Origin of the sequence: Exiguobacterium abrahamii (assembly GCF_015645365.1) — a bacterium.
GTDB lineage: Bacteria > Bacillota > Bacilli > Exiguobacteriales > Exiguobacteriaceae > Exiguobacterium_A > Exiguobacterium_A abrahamii.
The window spans coordinates 165,486-184,642 of the sequence record NZ_JADOYC010000008.1; the positions used below are offsets into that span (position 1 = coordinate 165,486).

General features: G+C 49.2%; 22 protein-coding genes, 7 tRNA genes and 1 rRNA gene. 2 read left to right on the forward strand and 28 right to left on the reverse strand.

The window, feature by feature from the left end; translation table 11 throughout:
* Positions 1-8: 8 nt before the first annotated feature.
* The 6 genes from ITJ88_RS15740 to ITJ88_RS15765 form a co-directional block, all read right to left on the reverse strand.
* Positions 9-710 carry a YjjG family noncanonical pyrimidine nucleotidase gene (locus tag ITJ88_RS15740; RefSeq protein WP_195866243.1) on the reverse strand — a complete coding sequence of 234 codons (702 nt, stop codon included), beginning with the start codon at positions 708-710 and terminating at the stop codon, positions 9-11.
* Positions 711-712: 2 nt separating this feature from the next.
* Positions 713-1,183, reverse strand: coding sequence for a DMT family transporter (locus tag ITJ88_RS15745; protein WP_023466690.1), 471 nt, complete (start codon positions 1,181-1,183; stop codon positions 713-715).
* A 12-nt stretch (positions 1,184-1,195) separates the two neighbouring features.
* Positions 1,196-1,858 carry a Crp/Fnr family transcriptional regulator gene (locus ITJ88_RS15750; RefSeq protein ID WP_370567853.1) on the reverse strand — a complete coding sequence of 221 codons (663 nt, stop codon included), beginning with the start codon at positions 1,856-1,858 and terminating at the stop codon, positions 1,196-1,198.
* A gap of 12 nt (positions 1,859-1,870) precedes the next feature.
* Positions 1,871-2,296, reverse strand: coding sequence for a DMT family transporter (locus ITJ88_RS15755; RefSeq protein WP_023466686.1), 426 nt, complete (start codon positions 2,294-2,296; stop codon positions 1,871-1,873).
* A gap of 190 nt (positions 2,297-2,486) precedes the next feature.
* Positions 2,487-3,341 (reverse strand): PPK2 family polyphosphate kinase, encoded by an 855-nt coding sequence (locus ITJ88_RS15760; protein WP_195866244.1) that lies wholly within the window; start codon positions 3,339-3,341, stop codon positions 2,487-2,489.
* Between the two features lie 74 nt (positions 3,342-3,415).
* The gene (locus ITJ88_RS15765; RefSeq protein WP_195866245.1) at positions 3,416-4,270 is read right to left on the reverse strand and encodes an SDR family oxidoreductase; all 855 of its coding nucleotides are present in this window, start codon (positions 4,268-4,270) and stop codon (positions 3,416-3,418) included.
* 116 nt (positions 4,271-4,386) lie between these two features.
* Here ITJ88_RS15765 and ITJ88_RS15770 point away from each other — a divergent pair, with 116 nt between their 5' ends.
* Entirely contained in the window at positions 4,387-4,725 is a 339-nt protein-coding gene (locus ITJ88_RS15770) for a winged helix-turn-helix transcriptional regulator (protein ID WP_041254964.1), read from the forward strand.
* A gap of 61 nt (positions 4,726-4,786) precedes the next feature.
* On the opposite strand, the gene ITJ88_RS15775 is transcribed toward ITJ88_RS15770, so the two are convergent.
* The 4 genes from ITJ88_RS15775 to ITJ88_RS15790 all read right to left on the reverse strand — a co-directional run bounded on the left by ITJ88_RS15775 (position 4,787) and on the right by ITJ88_RS15790 (position 7,790).
* Entirely contained in the window at positions 4,787-5,779 is a 993-nt protein-coding gene (locus ITJ88_RS15775) for an NAD(P)/FAD-dependent oxidoreductase (RefSeq protein WP_195866246.1), read from the reverse strand.
* A 64-nt stretch (positions 5,780-5,843) separates the two neighbouring features.
* On the reverse strand, positions 5,844-6,737 hold the full coding sequence (locus ITJ88_RS15780) for a phosphotransferase family protein (RefSeq protein ID WP_195866247.1): 894 nt from the start codon (positions 6,735-6,737) through the stop codon (positions 5,844-5,846).
* On the reverse strand, positions 6,734-7,216 hold the full coding sequence (locus ITJ88_RS15785) for a GNAT family N-acetyltransferase (protein WP_195866248.1): 483 nt from the start codon (positions 7,214-7,216) through the stop codon (positions 6,734-6,736). The genes ITJ88_RS15780 and ITJ88_RS15785 overlap by 4 nt, the downstream gene beginning before the upstream one ends.
* Positions 7,217-7,229: 13 nt before the next feature.
* Entirely contained in the window at positions 7,230-7,790 is a 561-nt protein-coding gene (locus ITJ88_RS15790; protein ID WP_195866249.1) for an isochorismatase family protein, read from the reverse strand.
* 130 nt (positions 7,791-7,920) lie between these two features.
* On the opposite strand from ITJ88_RS15790, the gene ITJ88_RS15795 reads away from it, so the two are divergent.
* Positions 7,921-8,094: a hypothetical protein gene (locus ITJ88_RS15795; protein ID WP_195866250.1), complete on the forward strand. Its 174-nt coding sequence runs from the start codon at positions 7,921-7,923 to the stop codon at positions 8,092-8,094.
* A gap of 38 nt (positions 8,095-8,132) precedes the next feature.
* Here the strand turns inward: ITJ88_RS15795 and ITJ88_RS15800 are convergent, their stop codons facing one another.
* The 18 genes from ITJ88_RS15800 to rrf form a co-directional block, all read right to left on the reverse strand.
* A complete protein-coding gene (locus tag ITJ88_RS15800; protein WP_195866251.1) occupies positions 8,133-8,732 on the reverse strand; it encodes a short chain dehydrogenase in 600 nt (199 codons plus the stop codon).
* 38 nt (positions 8,733-8,770) lie between these two features.
* The gene (locus ITJ88_RS15805; RefSeq protein ID WP_195866252.1) at positions 8,771-9,538 is read right to left on the reverse strand and encodes an alpha/beta hydrolase; all 768 of its coding nucleotides are present in this window, start codon (positions 9,536-9,538) and stop codon (positions 8,771-8,773) included.
* Positions 9,539-9,561: 23 nt separating this feature from the next.
* On the reverse strand, positions 9,562-10,128 hold the full coding sequence (locus ITJ88_RS15810; RefSeq protein ID WP_195866253.1) for a hypothetical protein: 567 nt from the start codon (positions 10,126-10,128) through the stop codon (positions 9,562-9,564).
* A 75-nt stretch (positions 10,129-10,203) separates the two neighbouring features.
* Positions 10,204-12,000: a glutamine--fructose-6-phosphate transaminase (isomerizing) gene (gene glmS / locus ITJ88_RS15815; protein ID WP_064300436.1), complete on the reverse strand. Its 1,797-nt coding sequence runs from the start codon at positions 11,998-12,000 to the stop codon at positions 10,204-10,206.
* 413 nt (positions 12,001-12,413) lie between these two features.
* Positions 12,414-13,769, reverse strand: coding sequence for a phosphoglucosamine mutase (gene glmM, locus ITJ88_RS15820; RefSeq protein WP_029343107.1), 1,356 nt, complete (start codon positions 13,767-13,769; stop codon positions 12,414-12,416).
* 29 nt (positions 13,770-13,798) lie between these two features.
* A complete protein-coding gene (locus ITJ88_RS15825) occupies positions 13,799-15,085 on the reverse strand; it encodes a CdaR family protein (RefSeq protein WP_064300434.1) in 1,287 nt (428 codons plus the stop codon).
* A complete protein-coding gene (cdaA, locus tag ITJ88_RS15830; protein WP_370567854.1) occupies positions 15,085-15,945 on the reverse strand; it encodes a diadenylate cyclase CdaA in 861 nt (286 codons plus the stop codon). Before cdaA ends, ITJ88_RS15825 begins: the two co-directional genes overlap by 1 nt.
* Before the next feature lie 79 nt (positions 15,946-16,024).
* Positions 16,025-16,645, reverse strand: coding sequence for an anti-sigma factor (locus tag ITJ88_RS15835; RefSeq protein WP_029343104.1), 621 nt, complete (start codon positions 16,643-16,645; stop codon positions 16,025-16,027).
* Positions 16,646-16,661: 16 nt separating this feature from the next.
* Positions 16,662-17,225 carry an RNA polymerase sigma factor SigW gene (sigW, locus tag ITJ88_RS15840; RefSeq protein WP_023466660.1) on the reverse strand — a complete coding sequence of 188 codons (564 nt, stop codon included), beginning with the start codon at positions 17,223-17,225 and terminating at the stop codon, positions 16,662-16,664.
* A gap of 125 nt (positions 17,226-17,350) precedes the next feature.
* A complete protein-coding gene (gene rocF, locus ITJ88_RS15845) occupies positions 17,351-18,259 on the reverse strand; it encodes an arginase (protein ID WP_029343103.1) in 909 nt (302 codons plus the stop codon).
* 211 nt (positions 18,260-18,470) lie between these two features.
* A tRNA-Ala gene (locus tag ITJ88_RS15850) sits at positions 18,471-18,546 on the reverse strand.
* Positions 18,547-18,555: 9 nt separating this feature from the next.
* A tRNA-Gly gene (locus tag ITJ88_RS15855) sits at positions 18,556-18,627 on the reverse strand.
* Positions 18,628-18,633: 6 nt separating this feature from the next.
* Positions 18,634-18,706: transfer RNA gene (locus tag ITJ88_RS15860), tRNA-Lys, on the reverse strand.
* Positions 18,707-18,710: 4 nt separating this feature from the next.
* A tRNA-Tyr gene (locus ITJ88_RS15865) sits at positions 18,711-18,794 on the reverse strand.
* A 37-nt stretch (positions 18,795-18,831) separates the two neighbouring features.
* Positions 18,832-18,904, reverse strand: a tRNA-Thr gene (locus ITJ88_RS15870).
* Between the two features lie 13 nt (positions 18,905-18,917).
* Positions 18,918-18,992: transfer RNA gene (locus ITJ88_RS15875), tRNA-Glu, on the reverse strand.
* 2 nt (positions 18,993-18,994) lie between these two features.
* Positions 18,995-19,069: transfer RNA gene (locus tag ITJ88_RS15880), tRNA-Asn, on the reverse strand.
* 11 nt (positions 19,070-19,080) lie between these two features.
* Positions 19,081-19,157: ribosomal RNA gene (rrf, locus tag ITJ88_RS16490) — 5S ribosomal RNA — on the reverse strand; the annotation flags it as partial.

Here is a 19,157-nt window from a genome sequence, read left to right on the forward strand (position 1 = left end):
GGTTTGATTCATTGTTGAAGGACTGCTGCGTTTTCAAGCAACGTAGGTAGTTCGGCTAACGACGTAATCGTAAACGTCGGCTTGATATCCGCCGCTGATTTTCCTTCTGGATTAAACCAACATGTGGCGATACCAGCTTGATTTCCACCTGCGATATCAGCTGACAAGGAATCCCCGACGATGATCGTTCGCGCCGGGTCGAATTGCGGAATTCGCGCAAACACGTGGTCGAAGAATCCTGCCATTGGCTTTTGAAAACCCGTCTCCTCTGAAACGAAAATTCCTTCAAAGAAGTCCGTTAATCCAGCGCCCTCGAGCCGTGCGCGTTGCGTCTTCGAAATACCGTTCGTGACGACGTACATCGTGACGTTTCCGGCTAGCTGCTCAAGCAGCGCCGTCGCACCCGGAATCAATTCTGTTCCTTGTGCGAGATAGCCGCGATACGTTTCGTCAACTTCTCGTCCGTCGACCGTCCGTCCTTCTTCCGCGAAGAACGTCACGAACCGTGAGTGAATGACTTCCTCGCGTGTCACCTCGCCTCGTTCGAGCGCTTTCCAAAGTGCTTGATTGAGTGTTTTATAGCGCGTTTCTCGCTCCGGCGTCCACTGCAACTCTTGTTGCTCGAGCAGGCGGCGAAAGGCAGTCCGTTCCGTCGCTTCAAAATCGAGTAATGTATGGTCAATATCGAATAATACCGTCGTGTAAAACATATTCAAGCTCCTTTTCGTACGTGTTGTACAGTCGTTGTTTTCCCGCCCAGTTGAAATAAAAGAACTCCGCCACCAATCAGTAGCACGCCGAGTGCTTTCGTCCACGTAAACGGAACGGTCTGTAAACCGAACCAACCGAGCGTATCCCACAGTAAGGCAAACAGGATTTGTGATACCATGACGATCGAAATCGCACGACTCGGTCCGAGTTGTTGAACGCCTTGCGTCACACAGAGGACGACACCGACACCAATGATTCCACTGAACCAAAACCAGGTTTGTGCCTCTTTTAGTGCAAACAGTTGTGATCCTTCGACGATCAGACCAATCGTCAATGAAGCGAGAAACCCGAGTCCAAGGACTAGCGTCGTCGTCGCCCAAGCACCGACGTGTTCTTTGACTTTTGCGTTAAACGTATTTTGAATACAGACGAGCATGCCCCCACAAAGGGCAAGGATGATTCCCGTAACCATGTCGCACCTCCTTCATTCGTAAATGCTTTCTCCGACTCGCTCAATCAATCCGTCTCGATCAATGATCTCAATCGTATGCTGCGTCCGGCGGATCAACCCATCGTCGACGAACTGGCGTAAGACACGATTGACATGACGATAGCTCGTCCCGATCAAATCTGCCGCATCGACGAGTTCCTTACTCGCAAAAGCATCCGTATTAGGTGTCATCGACAACAAATAACTGGCGAGCCGGACTTCGACCGGGTACAACAGGTTGAAGCTGAGCGTATGAGATTTTAATTCAAACTTTTTCGTAATCGTCTCGAGTAAAAATAATAGAAAGGCAGGATGATGGACACGTGCTTCTTCCAAATCCGGATAGGCAATGCGTAAGACAGTCACTGGTGTCACTGCCTCGACCGTGTTCATCAAATCAATCTTTCGGACAAACTCGATATCACCGACGAGATCAAACGGATGCTTGAAGGACAACACGAGACGTTTCCCCGTTGCCGACATATGCGTGATCTTCAATTTCCCTTCGACGAGCAGGTAGAGTTCATGCGCAACATCACCTTGTCGGCATAAAGCCTCACCCGGTGCGAACGTCTGAATGTGCATCGCCTTGCGTAGCGATGCGTCAAAAACATGCGTTAACTGATACCGCTCCAAATAGCTCACAATGTCCGTCACTTCTTCTCCTCCTTAGCTCTTTAAGATGAAGATGCCTGCGACCATCATCAAGATGCCGATGATCTGCGGTCCCCGCAGTCGACGTTTCATGACGCCGAACCAGCCTCTTCCGTCAATCCAGAGTGCCAGCGCTAATTGCGCCAGTAAAAAGAGCGAAATCGTCAAAGTCACGCCCATCCGGTGGACAGCCGTCATGTTACTGAATAATATGATCGCCGCAAAGGCTCCCCCTGCCAGATAGAGCGGCTTGACACGTCGCATCGCTGAAAAACTGCGATCCCGTAAGACGATTGCTAAGAGGATCGCAACGATGAACCCGGTCATCTGGGTGATCGTCGCCGCTTGCCACGTCCCGATCGTTTGACTGATTCGGGCATTAGCAACACTTTGAAGCGTTAAGAAAAAGCCACCCGCAATCGCAAATAAGACACCACGCATGTGCATACTCCTCTCTTGTTCCATAATACTTTCATTTAACGAGAATCCTTCTGATTTGAACAGGACATTTGTCCTGAGATATTTAGAAGTTCAGACTTTATGTTGACTAAAAAGGATTTCATACAAAGCCAAGTGTATCAAAAAAGCGATTCTTCTCAGCAAGAGAACAATCGCTTTTGGTGTAAATGATTTATGCTTCTTCTTCCAATCGTTTAATCGCTTCATCTAGTTGTTCCTGATCCTCTTCCGACAATTTCGGATATTGCGGATCAATTTCTTTTAGCACATCATTCATGACTTCGGTAACGATATAGCGGGAGTACCATTCGTCATCTGCCGGCAAGATATACCATGGCGCATAAGATGTCGATGTCGCTGTGACAAGTTCGGCAAAAATATCATGGTACTCGTTCCAGTGTTTTCGCTCCTCGATGTCATTAAACGAGAATTCAAAGTTTTTCTTCGGATCCTTTAAGCGGTCCAACAACCGCTTCCGCTGTTCTTCTTTTGAGACGTGGAACAGAAACTTGACGACACGGAAGCCGTTCTCGACGAGATACCGTTCGAAGTCATTGATTTGACGATAGCGCATCTGCCACACATCACCATTATTCGGCTTCTCCTCTTCTTCGATTAAATTATGAATCCGGGGAGCAATGACTTCTTCATAATACGAGCGGTTCAAGATGCCGATCTCGCCTTTTCCTGGTAATCCTTCATGGATCCGCCATAGATAATCGTGTTTTTGCTCTGTATCCGATGGCTTCTTGACGGAAATCGTCCGGAGTCCTTGTGCGTTCAAGTTAGAAAAGATGTAGCTGATCGCCTCATCCTTCCCCGCTGCATCAATCGCTTGCAGGATGACGAGGACGCCGTTCTTTTCTTCGGCATACAAACGCCAGTGTAACTCTTGTAACCTCTCGACACTTTTCGGAATCCGCTTCTCTCGCAATTCCGCTTCCGAAATCTCATGTTTTTCTGATGTCGGGTAATTCGAAAACGAGACTTGCTCGCCTTCCTTGACACGATAGGATGACAGTTTCATGGTAGGGCTCCTCCTTTAATTGCTTCTAAAAGGGGTTTACCCTACTCGTTTATCCTAAAAACGTTCAGATGAACTTATCTTTTCAAAAGGAGACGGACTCCCTCTTCCAGCGTCGTCACAGGACGACCGAGTAATTCTTTAAAATCAGTACTTTCCACTGCCAGAGTTCCTGCTGCGATATCTGCCTGGATACCCGTCAACATTGGAATCAAGAAGTCAGGTAAGCCAGCTGCTTGCATCCGCTCGCCATAGGTCGCGCCATCTACTTCATCTAAAACGACCGATCGTTTAAGCACTGTTCCGACTGCAGTCGCGAGTTCTGCTTGTGTATGCAATGGTCCAGAGAGTTCATAGATTGGTTTTGGATGTTCAAGCGTCAGCCCTGTCGCAATCGCCTGCGCATACTCCTCTTGTAACGCCCATCCGACTTTGCCTTCACCTGCTGCCGTTAACCAGTCTGCGCCTTGCGCGACGGCATCAATCGTTCCGAGTTCATTTTCGAGATACCAGTTGTTGCGGAAAAAGACATACGGGATACCTGTCGCTTGAATCGCTTCTTCTGTGACCCGATGTGTTCGCGCAAGTCCGTTCGTGCTGTGTGCCGCATTGGCGATACTCGTATAGCCGATCAGCTTGACGCCTGCCGCTTGTGCTGCCGTGACAGCGGCTTGATGTTGCCGAATCCGTGTTGCTTCTTCACCGTCCGTCGAGATGATCAGCAGACGATCGATACCTTGAAATGCGTGTCCGAGTGTTTCCGGCTGATCGAAATCACCATGCCGGACGTCGATTCCTTGCGCTGCAAGCGACGCTGCTTTTTCAACGTCACGGACACTAACTGCTACATGCTTGTTGCCGACTTGTTCACTGAGATGTTGCACGATGCGCGCACCTAATTTTCCGGTTGCTCCTGTAATTAACCATTTCATGATGAAACCACTCCTTTGAAGTTTGATGTTGTTCTTCATGATACGCCAGGTGATACACTAAAAAAAGTAGGCACTTATCTGAAACTAGGTCCCTCAAAACGAACCAATGGGAGAGGATGAACGTGGCTGTATTTGATTCAACGACTAATCAACGGACGGCTTGTCCAGTCACTCGGGTCCAACAGATGGTCGCTGGCAAATGGAAAATCATCTTGCTCTGGCACCTGACACACGGGACGCATCGTTTTCATGAACTGCAACAATTAACAGGCATCTCTAAAGGAACATTAACGCGTCAGCTTCGCGAGCTCGAGGCGGACGGTTTGATTCAACGACACGTCTTTGGCGAAGTTCCTCCTCGCGTTGAATATTCCCTGACGGATGCCGGACATAGTTTTTTACCGATTCTTGACCAAATGGCCGCTTGGAGTGAGCAACACTTCCAGGGGGAATGATCGTGAGTAACAAAAAAACATGCGCTTCTTCTCGATTTAGAAAAGAAGTGCATGTTGTCGTTCATTCCGTCGCTGTCACCGTCTGACGTAAGTGGGTGTCGATGGCTTCAGCGACGCGTAATCCGGAAATGACAGCACTCTCGACGCGCGTCCGCCCTGACGCATCATCGGCTTCAAGAAACGCATCCCCGGCAAGCCAAAGCGGATGTGCCGCTAGTTTCAAATGCGGTGTCCGGTAAACCGCACGTGCCTGAGCGTAACGCCAACGTTTGAGCTGACGCGAAACAATCGTCACCGGTCCGAGTTGCTGTTGTAACAGCCGCTCGACTTCAGCGAGTGTCTCTTCTTCCGGACGCTCGTACCAGTCTTCACTGAAGCGAGCTGTCATATAGACGCTCAAGAGTGTCGTCTTCGAAATCTGCTTCTCGGCATTATTGACGAGTTTTAACATCCCATCGACGAGTTGTTCGTCTTGTAGGCCGACTTCCCCGATCATCAGTCGCTCTTTGATTTCAAACAGACCCACGAATGTTGGCTCGAACGTCACTTGGCGCAACTGCTCATGATCGTCATCTCCAAGCGCCAGATCAGAAGACTGCAACAGTTCATATGCTTGCGGCACAGGCGCCGTCACGAGTAACGCATCATACGTACCTTGATGATCCGTCGCTTGTGTGACGAGTTCATCCTCTGTTGCCGTAATATGCGTGACCTGCTCATTCAATTGAACGGGAATTCCTCGACCAATCGCTTGTACGAGTTGATTCATACCGTTCGTTGCGACATAGCGTGGAAAATCCGTTCCGAACCACTTACGAATCCATCCCTTCTCAAGCCATTCATCGACTTCGCGTCCTAACTCTTCCGTCCGAACTGTGAAGAAGACGGCACCATGATCCGCTGTTCCTTGATCAATCCGACGAGTTGCCATTCGCCCCCCGACGCTCTGGCTTTTTTCGATGATTTCAACAGCATGTCCTGCTGCCTGCAATTGACGTGCCGCAAAGATTCCGGCGAGCCCACCACCGATGATTCCGATTCGTTTCCCTGTCATCTCGCTTCCCCCTCATATTCCTCATTTCCCTAAGTATAGAGGTTTCTTCCAAGACATGGGTGAATCAATACCCGTCCGATATGCTCGTCATCTGTAATTCCTGCTCGATGAGCATGATGTTCTCCTCAAAGAACGCCCGGTGCTCTTCTAGTCCACGTTTGATGCACCACCCAACGGCCGTGAGTGCTTCCCACAAACGATAGTATGCTAGATACGTCTCGATCGGAACGTCTGGGTGTAACGTCGCGTATCCTTCCTGAAACGCCGAGACATAAACGGAACCGAACGTATTGAGATTACGGACGATCTTCGTGAAGTCCATCTCGACGGCCCCGTAACGGGTCGTCTCGAAATCGATCACCCCTGTAACGTGATCACCTACCGCCAGTAAATTCGCTAGGCGGAAGTCACAATGTGTGGCAACGGGACGTGAAGGCTCCGGTAACAACTGTTCCCGTCTGATTAATTCGGTTTGGATGTTCTCTAAAAAACCGGGATCGAGTTCGGACGTGATGAACGGCATGAATCCATCGAGCTTTTCATTCCGGAAGCGTCGCCAGTCCTGAACCGGATAGGCATAAAATCCATCTTCCGTATACTCGCCGTAAACTTCTCCTGTACACGTATGCAGCATTGCGAGCGTTCGACCAATTTCGTACGCCAATTTCTTCGTCATCGTGACCGGTGCCTGTCCCGCTAAGGCAGCGAGGACGAACGCCCCTGTCGTCTGCCCGGGAGCTGCTTCAGCTAAGATGTGCGGCACGGGTACAAATTCTTCTAGTGCATGAATCCAGCCACGTTCCCGGTACCACTTTTCAGCCGTATACGGGCGCTTTAAGAAAACGACCTGACCATCCGTTAGGACGAGACGATCGACTTCAGAACTATACGATTCGTCGACAGTCGCGCATGCTGCGACGTCGAGTTGAAAATGTTCAATCCATTCGTCTCGCGTCATTCCGTCGTTCCCACTATTTTCTGTAGCGTTTCACCTGGTAGACCGTCAATCGGTCCAACATAGGTCGATTCAAAACCTAATCCGATCAAAATACGGCGCGACGCTTCATGTGCTGGATCAATCGTCGCCGTGACGACCTGTAGCTCTTCTTCTGTCGCTAGCTGTAAGAGACGCTCTGCAATCGCTGTGCCGTATCCGCGTCTCCACTGATCGGGTAGCAGCATGTAACCGAGCTCTGCTTCGAACGGTTGCGTTTGACTCCGGGTCATGTGCCCGATTCCAATCCATGTCTCTTCGGCATAAATCAGATACGATCCGAGTCGGTCGTGCTGCTGTTGTTCAAGGATTCGCTCAAAGCGTTGTTTCGTTTCCGTATCTGTTAATGCCTGTTCCGTGATGTAACGCATGACACGTTCATCTTGGACGAGCGTCGCGTAGCGATCGTAATCGGACGCTGTTATTTTTCGTAATTCAATCATCTTATTCTCCTCTTCATGTCCGGTAGTCATTGTGGGTTGGGGTGAAGACATCTTCCGTCGACGGACGAACGATCGCAAAATGTTCGACGTTATAATGACCGTGCAAGACTTGATTATGGTGGGCGATCATTTGCTCCGGCGTCAGTATATCGGACCCGTTCGTCGTATGCCCGTCGGCGACGAGTGTGACATCAAAGCCATGCACTGTCGCACTGCGCACCGCGGTATCGATGCAGTGTTCCGTCTTACAGCCTAAGACGATCAGATGTTCAATCGATGCTTGGCGTAGATAATCAAGCAAGGGGGTGCCATGAAACGAATTCGTCGCCGCTTTATCGAACGTGACACTGGAAGCTGGAACGGGAATCGAGTCATGGACTGCAAACCCAGGTCCTGTTCCGCTAGCGACGTCCAAATCCCGAATAAAGACGACCGGAACGTTTCGTTCGTCTGCTTCAAGCACGACCGCTTCGATGACGTGCGCGACTTGCTCTTTTAAGTATACCGGACGTTCTTCCGTGTTTCCGTCGACGAGTTCCTGTTGAAAATCAATCACTAGGACTGCTTGTTTCATCGTCATGTTCCTCCTTGTAAAAATCGACTGCTTGTTTCCTTCCCGTTCATCTGAATGATTTCCTGCTCTTGACGGGCGTGAAACTTTTCAGCTGTTGGATTCGTTAAGAAGAAGGAAAGGATGTGTCTGGATGATTTGGTTTGGCGTCATCTTCTTATGTGTGCTTCTCGTCAATCTGACACTGGAGAAACTGATCATGAACCGGACGATGACAGGTCGCTGGTTCGTACGTAACTTACTTATTTGTCTTGGTATTAGTTTATTATTGTTCGGAATCAGACATTTTTTGACACCTGGACTCTAAAAAAGCAGATAGCGATTTTTCGCTACCTGCTTTTTTAGTTAATAGACTTCGTAATTTTGCCCCGTTTGCGCCCCTTCGACACTCTTTTCGAACGCCGTCGCGACACGTGATGCCGGAACGGCTTCAAAACCACGGAAGAAGGGTCCGTACTTTTCAAGCGACTCGATCAGTACGTTCGGGCTGACACTGTTGATCCGAATACCTCGTGGCATCTCGATCGCTGCTGCATGAACAAACGCTTTGACTCCACCGTTCGCAAGCGCAGCAGATGCGCCTTGGCGAATCGGATCGTCCATCATGATGCCGGTCGTCAGCGTAAAGCTTCCGCCGTCTCGTACGGACTCTAAACCAAGCAAGACGAGATTGACCTGACCTTTTAGTTTACTGTCGATTCCGATTTGATTAAGTTCCGGTGTTAAGTCCGTCAATGGGCCAAAATGAGCGCCACCTGTCGCACTGATAACGGCGTCAACAGAACCGACTGTTTCATACATTGCCCGAATACTTTCCTCTGACGTAATATCGACTTGTACATCCGCTCCGCTTCGTCCGGCACGAATGATGTCATGCCGCTCACTCAGCCGTTCGACGACTGCCTGCCCAATCGTTCCGCTTGCTCCTACTACTAAAATTCGCATGATCCCTTCCCCTTTCACGTCTAGCTTACCTATCTAGCCTACTGCACAGCAGATGATGGTTTCAAGGATTCTACCGGATGCGTCTTCAAGAAGATGAGGATTTCTTCGAACAAACGTTGCTTATCCCGATCGAGCGTCAGTAAATGTTTACTGTTCGGAAGAAGAACCTTTTTCTGATCTCGGCTCAGCACCGTCGTTTCGATTCGCTCGAGACTCGCATGATAGACGGCATCATCTAAGGCGCCAAGGAATAGAGCGATCGGCTGCGTGATCTTCGGCAAGACGACTCCTGTGTCGAGAATGAACTGTTGCAGTGCCCGTAAGTCTTTCTCCGGTCGTGGAAAATGACGGTTGACAAAGTCTACGATCCACTCCGGTGAGCGATCGTCAAATTGAAAATACCGTTCTGTATACCGACGGACGCGGTGCTCGAGTCCCGCAATCGTCCGCTCAAGAATCGGCGTTGAGAGTAAGACGAGTCCAGCGCATCCTGACTGTTCTGCTAGTCGAAGTGCCATCACTCCACCGAGTGATTGTCCGATCAAAAAGATGTCGTTGTGCCCTTGATCACGTAAAAACGCGAGTCCGACTTGCGCGGATTGCCAGACGTCTTCGATCGTCGTCGCAAACAAGCGCTCCGGCGATTCCCCGTGCCCGGCGTAATTGGGCGCGTAACAGGTATAGCCGACTGCATGTAAAAAACGAGCGAGTCCCCGCATCTCATTCGCACTTCCAGTAAAACTATGTAACAACAAAACAGCAGGTCCGGGTCCTTCTAAGTACAGATCCTTTGATTTCGTAATCAAGTGCGCCCCTCCTTTTCATCTTTTCACACTTCTTCTACCGAAGCATCCTCCCGTAACGATTCTATAATCCGAAAGCCTGGATAGTCCGCTTCGGATCGTCGTTCGCCACTTGACCGATAATAAGCATTCCAGTAACTGATCATCCGGTCTTCGATTCGCTTCATGTATGCCGGATCATCCTCAACGAATCGCCGCTTCACTTCCGGATCCCATTGCTCGATTGCGGGTACGATGATGTCGACGATTTCACGGACGTATTCACTAGCAAGTTCGATGAGATAGGCGAGAACCCATGCGTCGTATGAATGGTTTTTAAGTAACTGCTGAAGATAATGCTCACGAACATGACCATCATGGTGACGGGTGTAGAGACAATATAACATCGTTTGTTGTGTCGACGTCAGTTCCTCGATCCGCTCCGAGTCGATTTCTGACACGTATACACGCATCGGAATCTGTATCTGTTCCTGCTCTACTTTCACTTTGATTGTTCCTGGTGATAAGCGTGTCCATGCAAATGGTAGACATGCTTTAACGACCCGAACGTCCTGTTCATATCGTTTAGGAAATGCTGTAAGCCAGCGGTTCATCTTATTCTCCTCTCATATAAAAAACTCCAAACGGCAGACGCTTACACGCCTGTCATTTGGAGTCGATTTGTTTCCTTATTCAACCGTTACCGACTTCGCCAAGTTACGTGGCTTATCGACGTCACAGTCGCGACCGAGTGCCGCGTAGTATGAGATCAATTGAAGTGGTAAGACAGACAAGAGCGGTGACAAGAGTGGCTCGACTGCTGGGATGACGAATGCATCCGTCGGCAATTCAAGACCTTCTGCTGCGATGACACATGCGTTTGCCCCACGTGCGACGACTTCCTTGACGTTCCCACGGTTGTTGAGGTGAACGTGTGGTTGTGTCACGAGCGCGATGACCGGTGTGTTGTCTTCGATCAAGGCGATTGGACCGTGCTTGAGCTCTCCACCTGCGTATCCTTCTGCTTGGATATACGAGATCTCTTTGAGTTTCAATGCACCTTCCATCCCGACGTACGCATCTTGTCCGCGACCGATGAAGAACGCGTTACGTGACTCAGACAAGTATTCTGTCGCGATTTCTTGGAAACGATCCTTTTGAGACATGACCGATTCCATCGCACTTGAGATTTTACCGAGTTCCTTCATGAGATCGAAGTTGACGGCAACTCCTTTTGCTTGAGCAAGGTCAAACGCAAGGACAGCAAGGACAGCAATTTGAGCTGTATACGCTTTTGTTGAAGCAACGGCGATTTCTGGACCCGCGTGGAGCAACAATGTTGCGTTTGCTTCACGTGACAATGTTGATCCTGGAACGTTCGTGATCGTCAGTGCCGGGTGACCAAGTTTCTTCGCTTCGACGAGAACGGCACGGCTATCCGCTGTTTCACCTGATTGTGAAAGGAAGAGGAAGAGCGGTTTCTCTGTCAATAATGGCATGTTGTATCCAAACTCAGAAGAGATGTGCACTTCTGTCGGGATGCCTGCGATTTGTTCGATCAACTGTTTTCCGATCAAACCAGCATGGTAGCTTGTTCCGCAACCGATGATGTAGACACGGTCACGACCAAGTACGAGATCACGGACCGATTGGTCGAGTGTGATGTCGCCTGCTTCGTTTTGATATTTTTGAACGATGTTACGAATGACCGCTGGTTGCTCATCCATCTCTTTGAGCATGTAGTGCGCGTACGTTCCTTTTTCGATGTCTGATGCATCGATTTCAGCCGTGTACGCTTCACGCTCTTGAACGTTCCCGTCGAGATCTTGGATCGTCACGCTATCACGCGTCAAGATGATCATCTCGCCATCATGCAACTCGATGAATTGATCCGTTACTTGTAACATTGCCATTGCGTCTGACGCGACGACGTTGAACGTACCGTCACCGAGACCAACGAGAAGTGGTGATTTGTTTTTTGCGACGTATAAGACGTCTGGATTTTCAGCATCGATCAATGCGAGGGCATACGAACCGTGCAAGACACGGAGTGTTTGACGGAATGCTTCCGCGACGTCACCCGTCTCGTTGAAGTTCTTTTCGATCATCTGAACGATGACTTCTGTATCCGTGTCGCTCAGGAGATCGACATTCAATTCTGCTTTTAGCTGCTCATCGTTCTCGATGACGCCGTTGTGCACGAGTGTGAAACGTGCTGACGCACTTTGGTGTGGGTGCGCGTTTGGTACGCTTGGGACACCGTGTGTTGCCCAGCGTGTGTGTCCGATTCCGACTGTGCCGTCTGCATCAGCAGGAACGACTTCGCGTAGCGCAGCAATCCGGCCTACTTCTTTATGGACTTGGACGCCGTCGTTGACGAACGCAAGACCTGCCGAGTCATAGCCGCGGTACTCGAGCTTCTCGAGACCTTTTAATAAAATTTCCTTTGTGTTGACCTGTCCGATCATACCTACGATTCCGCACATGTTACATCTCTCCATTTACAAGTATTTCCCTAAAGAGGAAACGGCTCTTGTTGAGAGGATCCCGATCGGTCTGTTTGTCCGTCCAATCACTTGAACGATTTCAGAACGATTTACGGTATGGATCTGGTACCGGGAGGCATCCGCCGAATGATTCGATAAACCTCCACCTCGTCAGCTTTCATCCTACGAAGAAAGCCCTGGCGCTTCTTGTTTCCGTCTGACCCCGTTTCTGTCCGACTTCACCATCATACGAACTTTAATCTGAAAAAGCAAGAAAGGTAACGTATTTGTAACTATTCCCGATATTTTTCTATTCAATACGCATAATCCCTATTTTTTGTAAAAATCTCAATCTGTTTTTCTAAAATAATTGTAAAAAAAAGAAGCAGAGCAATCGCTCTGCTTCGGGCTACTTAGTTTTCTTGTAACGCGTAGTTCTCACGAACGACGTTCGCGATCCGCTCGACGTATGCATCACATGCTTCTTGTGTCGGAGCTTCTGCCATGACACGAACGAGTGGTTCTGTTCCTGACGCACGAACGAGGATCCGTCCGTTCCCCGCCATCTCCGCTTCGACTTCGGCAATGATTGCTTGCACGGCAGGACCGCTCATTGCGCCATTTTTGTCTGAAACACGGATGTTTACGAGACGTTGTGGGAAGATCGGCATCTCAGCTGCAAGTTCCGATAACTTCTTCCCTGTCGCTTTCATGATTTGCAACAACTGGACGCCTGACAACATGCCGTCTCCTGTTGTTGAGTAGTCCATGAAAATGATGTGACCCGACTGTTCGCCACCGAGTGTATAGTCGTTCTTACGCATCTCTTCGACGACATAACGGTCACCGACCGCTGTCTGCAGCGCCGTCATCCCGTTTTCTTCGACGGTTTTATGGAAACCGAGGTTACTCATGACCGTCGCCACGATCGTGTTGTCTTTCAGACGACCAAGTTCGTTCAAGTATTTCCCGCAGATGAACATGATTTTATCGCCATCGACGATATCACCGTTCTCATCGACTGCGATCAAGCGGTCGCCGTCTCCATCAAACGATAAACCAACGTCTGCGCCTTTTTCCTTAACGAAGGCAGCGAGATGTTCAGGGTGTGTCGAACCGACACCATCATTGATGTTGAGTCCGTTCGGAGTTGTACCGATCGTCGATACTTCTGCTTCCAAGTCACCGAATAGACGTGGTGCGAGGCTTGACGTCGCCCCGTGTGCGCCGTCGATCGCGACATGGATACCTGAGAAATCTTCATCCGATGTCTGACGAAGCATGTGGAGATATTTCTGAGCCCCTTCATAGTAATCATGAACGAAGCCGAGCTCTTTTCCGGCTGGGCGTGGCAATGTATCTTCTGCTTCATCGAGCAATGCTTCGATCTCAAGTTCTGTTGCGTCATCGAGCTTAAAGCCGTCTGAACCGAAGAACTTGATCCCGTTATCTTCCACTGGATTGTGCGATGCAGAGATCATGACTCCGGCTGTCGCATCCATCGTTTTTGTCAGGTATGCAACACCTGGTGTCGAGATGACACCAAGACGCATGACTTCTGCACCGATTGATAACAGACCCGCGATGAGTGCATTCTCAAGCATTTGACCAGATACACGTGTATCGCGTCCAATCAAGACTTTTGGTCGTGTGCTTTCGTGTTTCGTCAACACGTAACCACCTGTTCGACCGAGGCGATACGCAAGTTCCGGTGTCAATTCTACGTTTGCGACGCCGCGTACGCCGTCAGTTCCAAAATACTTACCCATGTGTTATTTCCTCATTTCACTAATTTGTTTTAATTGGTCGGAATCGATGTCCGGGGAATTGCTTTTAATGTGACATCCATATTATCCGGACGCAGGACATCAAAGGCTTTTGATGTCTGATACGAGATCGGCAATCCATGCGTTCCTTCTTTTAATCCTGTCACGTCGATGACCGCTTTGATATCCGTCGCATCAATCGATGCTAAATCAGATTCTTTCCCGCGGACGACGACATCAATCGTTTGATTGTAATCAATCGTATACTTTGATTCATCGAATCCATTCAACGTGACCGTCACACCTGGAATTGTTTTCTCCGCTCGATCCTCGACGGTTTCTGTCGTCGAATTGGCATTTTCTTTTTCGACGACGATATTGACGGTGACCTGTGTCGGATCCATCGCCGTCGCGTTTTCTGGTTCGACGAGTTTGACGGTTTTTTCGGTCGTCTTCGTCAATCCTTTGAGCGAGACTGCTTCCGTATCAACAGAACCGATGCGCTCTAATTCTTCTTTTGTTCCATATAGACGAGCTTCCGTCGTGACGGGAACGATCTTGACGACGGTATACCCTTTTTTGACGTTGTCTTTTGTCTTCACATTAATCGGTACCGTCTTACTTTCCTTATAGATCGGTACTGTGATTTCTAATTGTTCCGGTTGATAAGATGCACTGATCGTATTTCCGTTCGTGTCAGTCGCTTTAGCATTGAACGTCTCTTTGAACGTCTCTGCCCGACCGGTCACATCGATCGGTACTTGGATTGCTGAAATCGCCTGTAACTTCTCTGCGCCTCCCGTGACTTCAACAGTTTGTTGGTTCGGTTGCGCTTCTCCAGCGACATATCCTTCAGCGATTTTGTTTTTATTGAGTAAGGCGACTTGTACCGGTACTTCCTTTGTAATCTTCTTATCGAGGAAAACTTCAATCGTCTCCTGTTTCGGTGTCACCTCGACATCTTTTCCGAAGCCGGTTGCTGTGACACGGACACGATGATAGCCAGGGTCGAGTCCCTTCAAATCAATCGATAATCCAAAATCCTGAACGAGCCGGAGCATCGTCAAACTACTCGAAGGCCCTTTGACGGTCACTTCCATACTATCTGGAATATTATAGGCGACCCACTGCGATTCATCATACTGGACCGTGACCGGTACGTCAAATTTCGTCGAACCTTGTCCTGCGATCGGTAATAGACTAGCGGCATCACTTTTTCCCGTCGTATTCGAACCTGCGACCATCAAATACAACATGACAGCTAAGGCGACGGCAACGATGCGTAAAAACCAGCGTTCATTGAACCACTTTTCGAACATTATTTTTTCGCCCCCATCCAGTTCAAGAAGGAAGTATTCGTCGGTTCGACCTTGACGATCGTCTCAAGTAACTTCGTCCGTAAGGATTCTTCGTCGAGTTCCCGGTACAGCCGTCCATTGATGGCGAGTGAGACACCACCCGTTTCTTCCGAGACGACGAGCGTGACGCTATCCGTCACCTCACTGACACCGATGGCAGCACGGTGACGTGTTCCAAGCTCTTTTGAGATATGTGCACTCTCAGACAGCGGTAAGTAACAAGCGGCTGCTGCTAACTTGCCTTGCTGGACGATGACGGCGCCATCATGTAAGGGTGTATTCGGAATGAACAAGTTGATCAGCAACTGACTCGTGATTTGTGAGCCGAGCGGAATACCCGTCTCCACGTATTCACTCAGTCCGGTCTCCCGTTCAATCGTCACGAGTGCCCCAATACGCCGTTTTGACATGTACTGAGCAGACGATACGAGTGCATCGACGATTCGAACTTGTTCATCTTCATCACTGACCGCACTACGTGAGAAAAATTTACTCGTTCGTCCCAAGTGTTCCAGCCCACGCCGAAGTTCGGGTTGGAAGATGATGATGATCCCCAGTAACCCATAGGTGATGATTTGATTCAATAAGAATTGCAGTGTTTTGAGTCCAAAAAAGCCACTCAAGAACCAACTGATCAAAATGACCGAGATCCCTTTGATGAGCTGGACCGCTTTTGTTCCTTTGACGATGATCATGAGACGGTAAATGACGAACGTCACGACCGCGATATCAATCACGTCATTAATATAATCGTACCAATGTACGTTTTCTCCCAGTTTCAACAATTGAAATTGAAGTGGTTGCCAGCTGAAGTAATTCACCAACCGTGCCCCCTAACTCATCTGATTTAAACAGTTTCCATTATAGCACAAAGGGACGAGTTCGACTCGTCCCAGCTGATTATTGAAATAGACGCTTGATTCCGTACCATACGCGTTCAAATAATTGATCAATTTCCTTGATTTCTCCGGTCACGCTACCGGCACTCGCCGTGTACGCTTTCCCGTCAACGGTCATGACGTCACCATTGACTTTCCCTTCGATTCGGACGTTCCCGCCTTCTACATATAGATCTTGATCGACCGTGACACCTTTCGGAACGACGACCTCGCCATTTTGAGCGACGATACCTGGTGCATTCGTATAGGATAAGTCATGTTCTTCTTGTGCCATATAACCACCTAGGCTACCGACCGACAAGAGTAAGAAAACAGCCGCTGCCGCGAGCAATGGGTACTGCTTCATCTTCCCTCCAAAACGAGATGGTTGCGGTTGGTGCAGCAAAGCAGCGCTTGGCGTCTCCACCTGGTCGGGCAATTGTGCCAGCACGCGGGATGTAAAATCTGCCGATAATTTAGGCGCTGGAAGTTGACGCAGTCGAGCATCAAGGAGCCGATACTCTTCGAACTCGTCCATCGCGTCTACTTCTCGTAACTCTGCTTCTAATCGCTCGAATTCCTCAGGTGGTTGGTTTTGATCTAAATAATCCTGGATCCGTTCATGTACATGCTCTCGTGACATGGTGAGTTCCTCCTTCTCATCGTTTGGCAAAATGCTTCTTCAGCGCTTCTCGTCCACGATGAATTCTAGTTTTGACAGTAGCGACAGGTAATTCGATCATTTCACTGATTTCCTTTAGCGAAAGATCCTCTACATATTTCAGGACGAGTGGGACACGGTATTTTTCTGGTAAAGCTGCAATCGCGTCCCCGACTTCGTTTCGTTGCTCGTTATCGACCACTTGGTCCTCCGGCAAGGTGTCCTTGCTCTCGAGTTGTGAATACAATGTCAGTCCTTCAGTACCTGACATCTCAGCATCAAGAGAATAATCAGGTTTCTTTTTCCGTAATCGGTCAATCGATACGTTCGTGACGATTCGGTACAACCAAGTCCGGAACTTCCATTGTGCATTATACGAATCAATCTTCGTAAATACACGGATGAAGGCTTCTTGTGTCGCATCCTCCGCTTCCATTCGATCGCGCAAGACACGGAAAGCCACAAGAAAGGCACCTTCCTTATATAGATCAACAAGTGCCGCGAATGCATCACGGTCTCCCTGTTTCACTCGCTCAATTAAGCGTAGTGTCGTTTCTTCCACTTTGAATACCCCCCGCTCTATGCGGTCAATCTCTTATACGAAGTCGACCGATAAATGTTTCATCTCCTTTTAAATTGTAACAAAAAAAACTTGAACCCCGATGAAAAGAGTTCAAGTTCTATCCATTATTTTACTAAGCGATGTGTTTCCATTGCCAAAAGTAGATCTCCGATCAGTTCATTTGCAAGTTCTGCTGTTCCGTTTCCTTCTTCAAGTAACGGATTCACTTCAACGAATTCAGCTGCAATGAAGTCTTCTGCCGTTGCGCAATGCTTGAGCACCGTCTTCGCATCGTCTAAGAAAATACCGTCAGCGACACGTGTTCCTGTACCGACGACGAGCGATGGATCGAGACCATCCATATCGAAGCTAAGATAGAACGCATCCGTCGTTTCCTTCAAATAGGCAATCGCTTCTTCCATGATCGCGTCCATTCCCCGAGTTCGGATCGCTTCCATATCATAGACACGAATACCAAGACGATCAATCAGCTCTTGTTCGCCTGGATCAACGTCACGTAATCCGATGAAGACGAGATGTTCCGGTTGCAGCTTGACATCTGTTCCTCCGACTTCCGTTAAACGCTGATGTCCTTCCCCAAGGGCTACAGCGAGCGGCATACCGTGGATGTTACCAGACGGTGATGTTTCCGGTGTATTCAAATCACCGTGTGCATCGAACCAGATGACGCCAAGACGTGGTACAGTCTGACGAAGCCCTGCAATCGTTCCGATCGCCATGCTGTGATCGCCACCGACTAACAACGGAAAACGTTGTTCCGATAACGCGTCACGTACGATCAGGTGCAGGTCATTCGTCGTGTGGACGACGCCTTCAAGACGTTTCAGCTTCGGATCTTCTTCCCGGACTGCATCCTCGGATAAGACAGCCGCTTCCCCGTAGCGTACTGCTTCTTGTCCCCGTGCTTCGAGTGTCGCGAGTAGACCCGCTTTTTCGACAGCTGCAGGTCCATGTTCAGTGCCTGGCTTTCCTTGTCCATAACGGTACGGTACGCTGATATACGCGATGTTCATACGATATTCCCCCTATGTCATAGTCACTTCTACATGTATTGTAAGCGGTAACAAACAAGTGGTTCAACTCAACAAAAAAACGCATGAATATACAAAAAAACACCGTGAAGGGAATCACGGTGTTCTTGCGTACGTACTCTGGTTATGCTTGGCATTTCATATAAAAAAAACTTAAGACGAACGAAACTCGCTTAAGATCTTTAAATAAAATTGGTGGAGCCTAGCGGGATCGAACCGCTGACCTCCTGCGTGCAAGGCAGGCGCTCTCCCAGCTGAGCTAAGGCCCCGAAAGAAAAAGCGGAAGACGGGATTCGAACCCGCGACCCCGACCTTGGCAAGGTCGTATTCTACCACTGAACTACTTCCGCAAGAAATGAGCCATGCAGGATTCGAACCTGCGACCCTCTGATTAAAAGTCAGATGCTCTACCAACTGAGCTAATGGCTCGACATGGTGGGGGGGGGCGGATTCGAACCGCCGAACCCGAGGGAGCGGATTTACAGTCCGCCGCGTTTAGCCACTTCGCTACCCCCCCAGTTTGTCTAGGAAACTTATACAATTGAGAAAAACAGTGCCGGCAACAGGAGTCGAACCCGCGACCTACTGATTACAAGTCAGTTGCTCTACCAGCTGAGCTACACCGGCACAAAAAGTATAATGGTGACCCGTACGGGATTCGAACCCGTGTTACCGCCGTGAAAGGGCGGTGTCTTAACCGCTTGACCAACGGGCCATTGGCTCCGCAAGTAGGATTTGAACCTACGACCTACCGGTTAACAGCCGGTTGCTCTACCACTGAGCTATTGCGGAATAAATTAAATGCCTGGCAACGTCCTATCCTCACAGGGGGAAGCCCCCAACTACTTTCGGCGTTCAAGTGCTTAACTTCCGTGTTCGG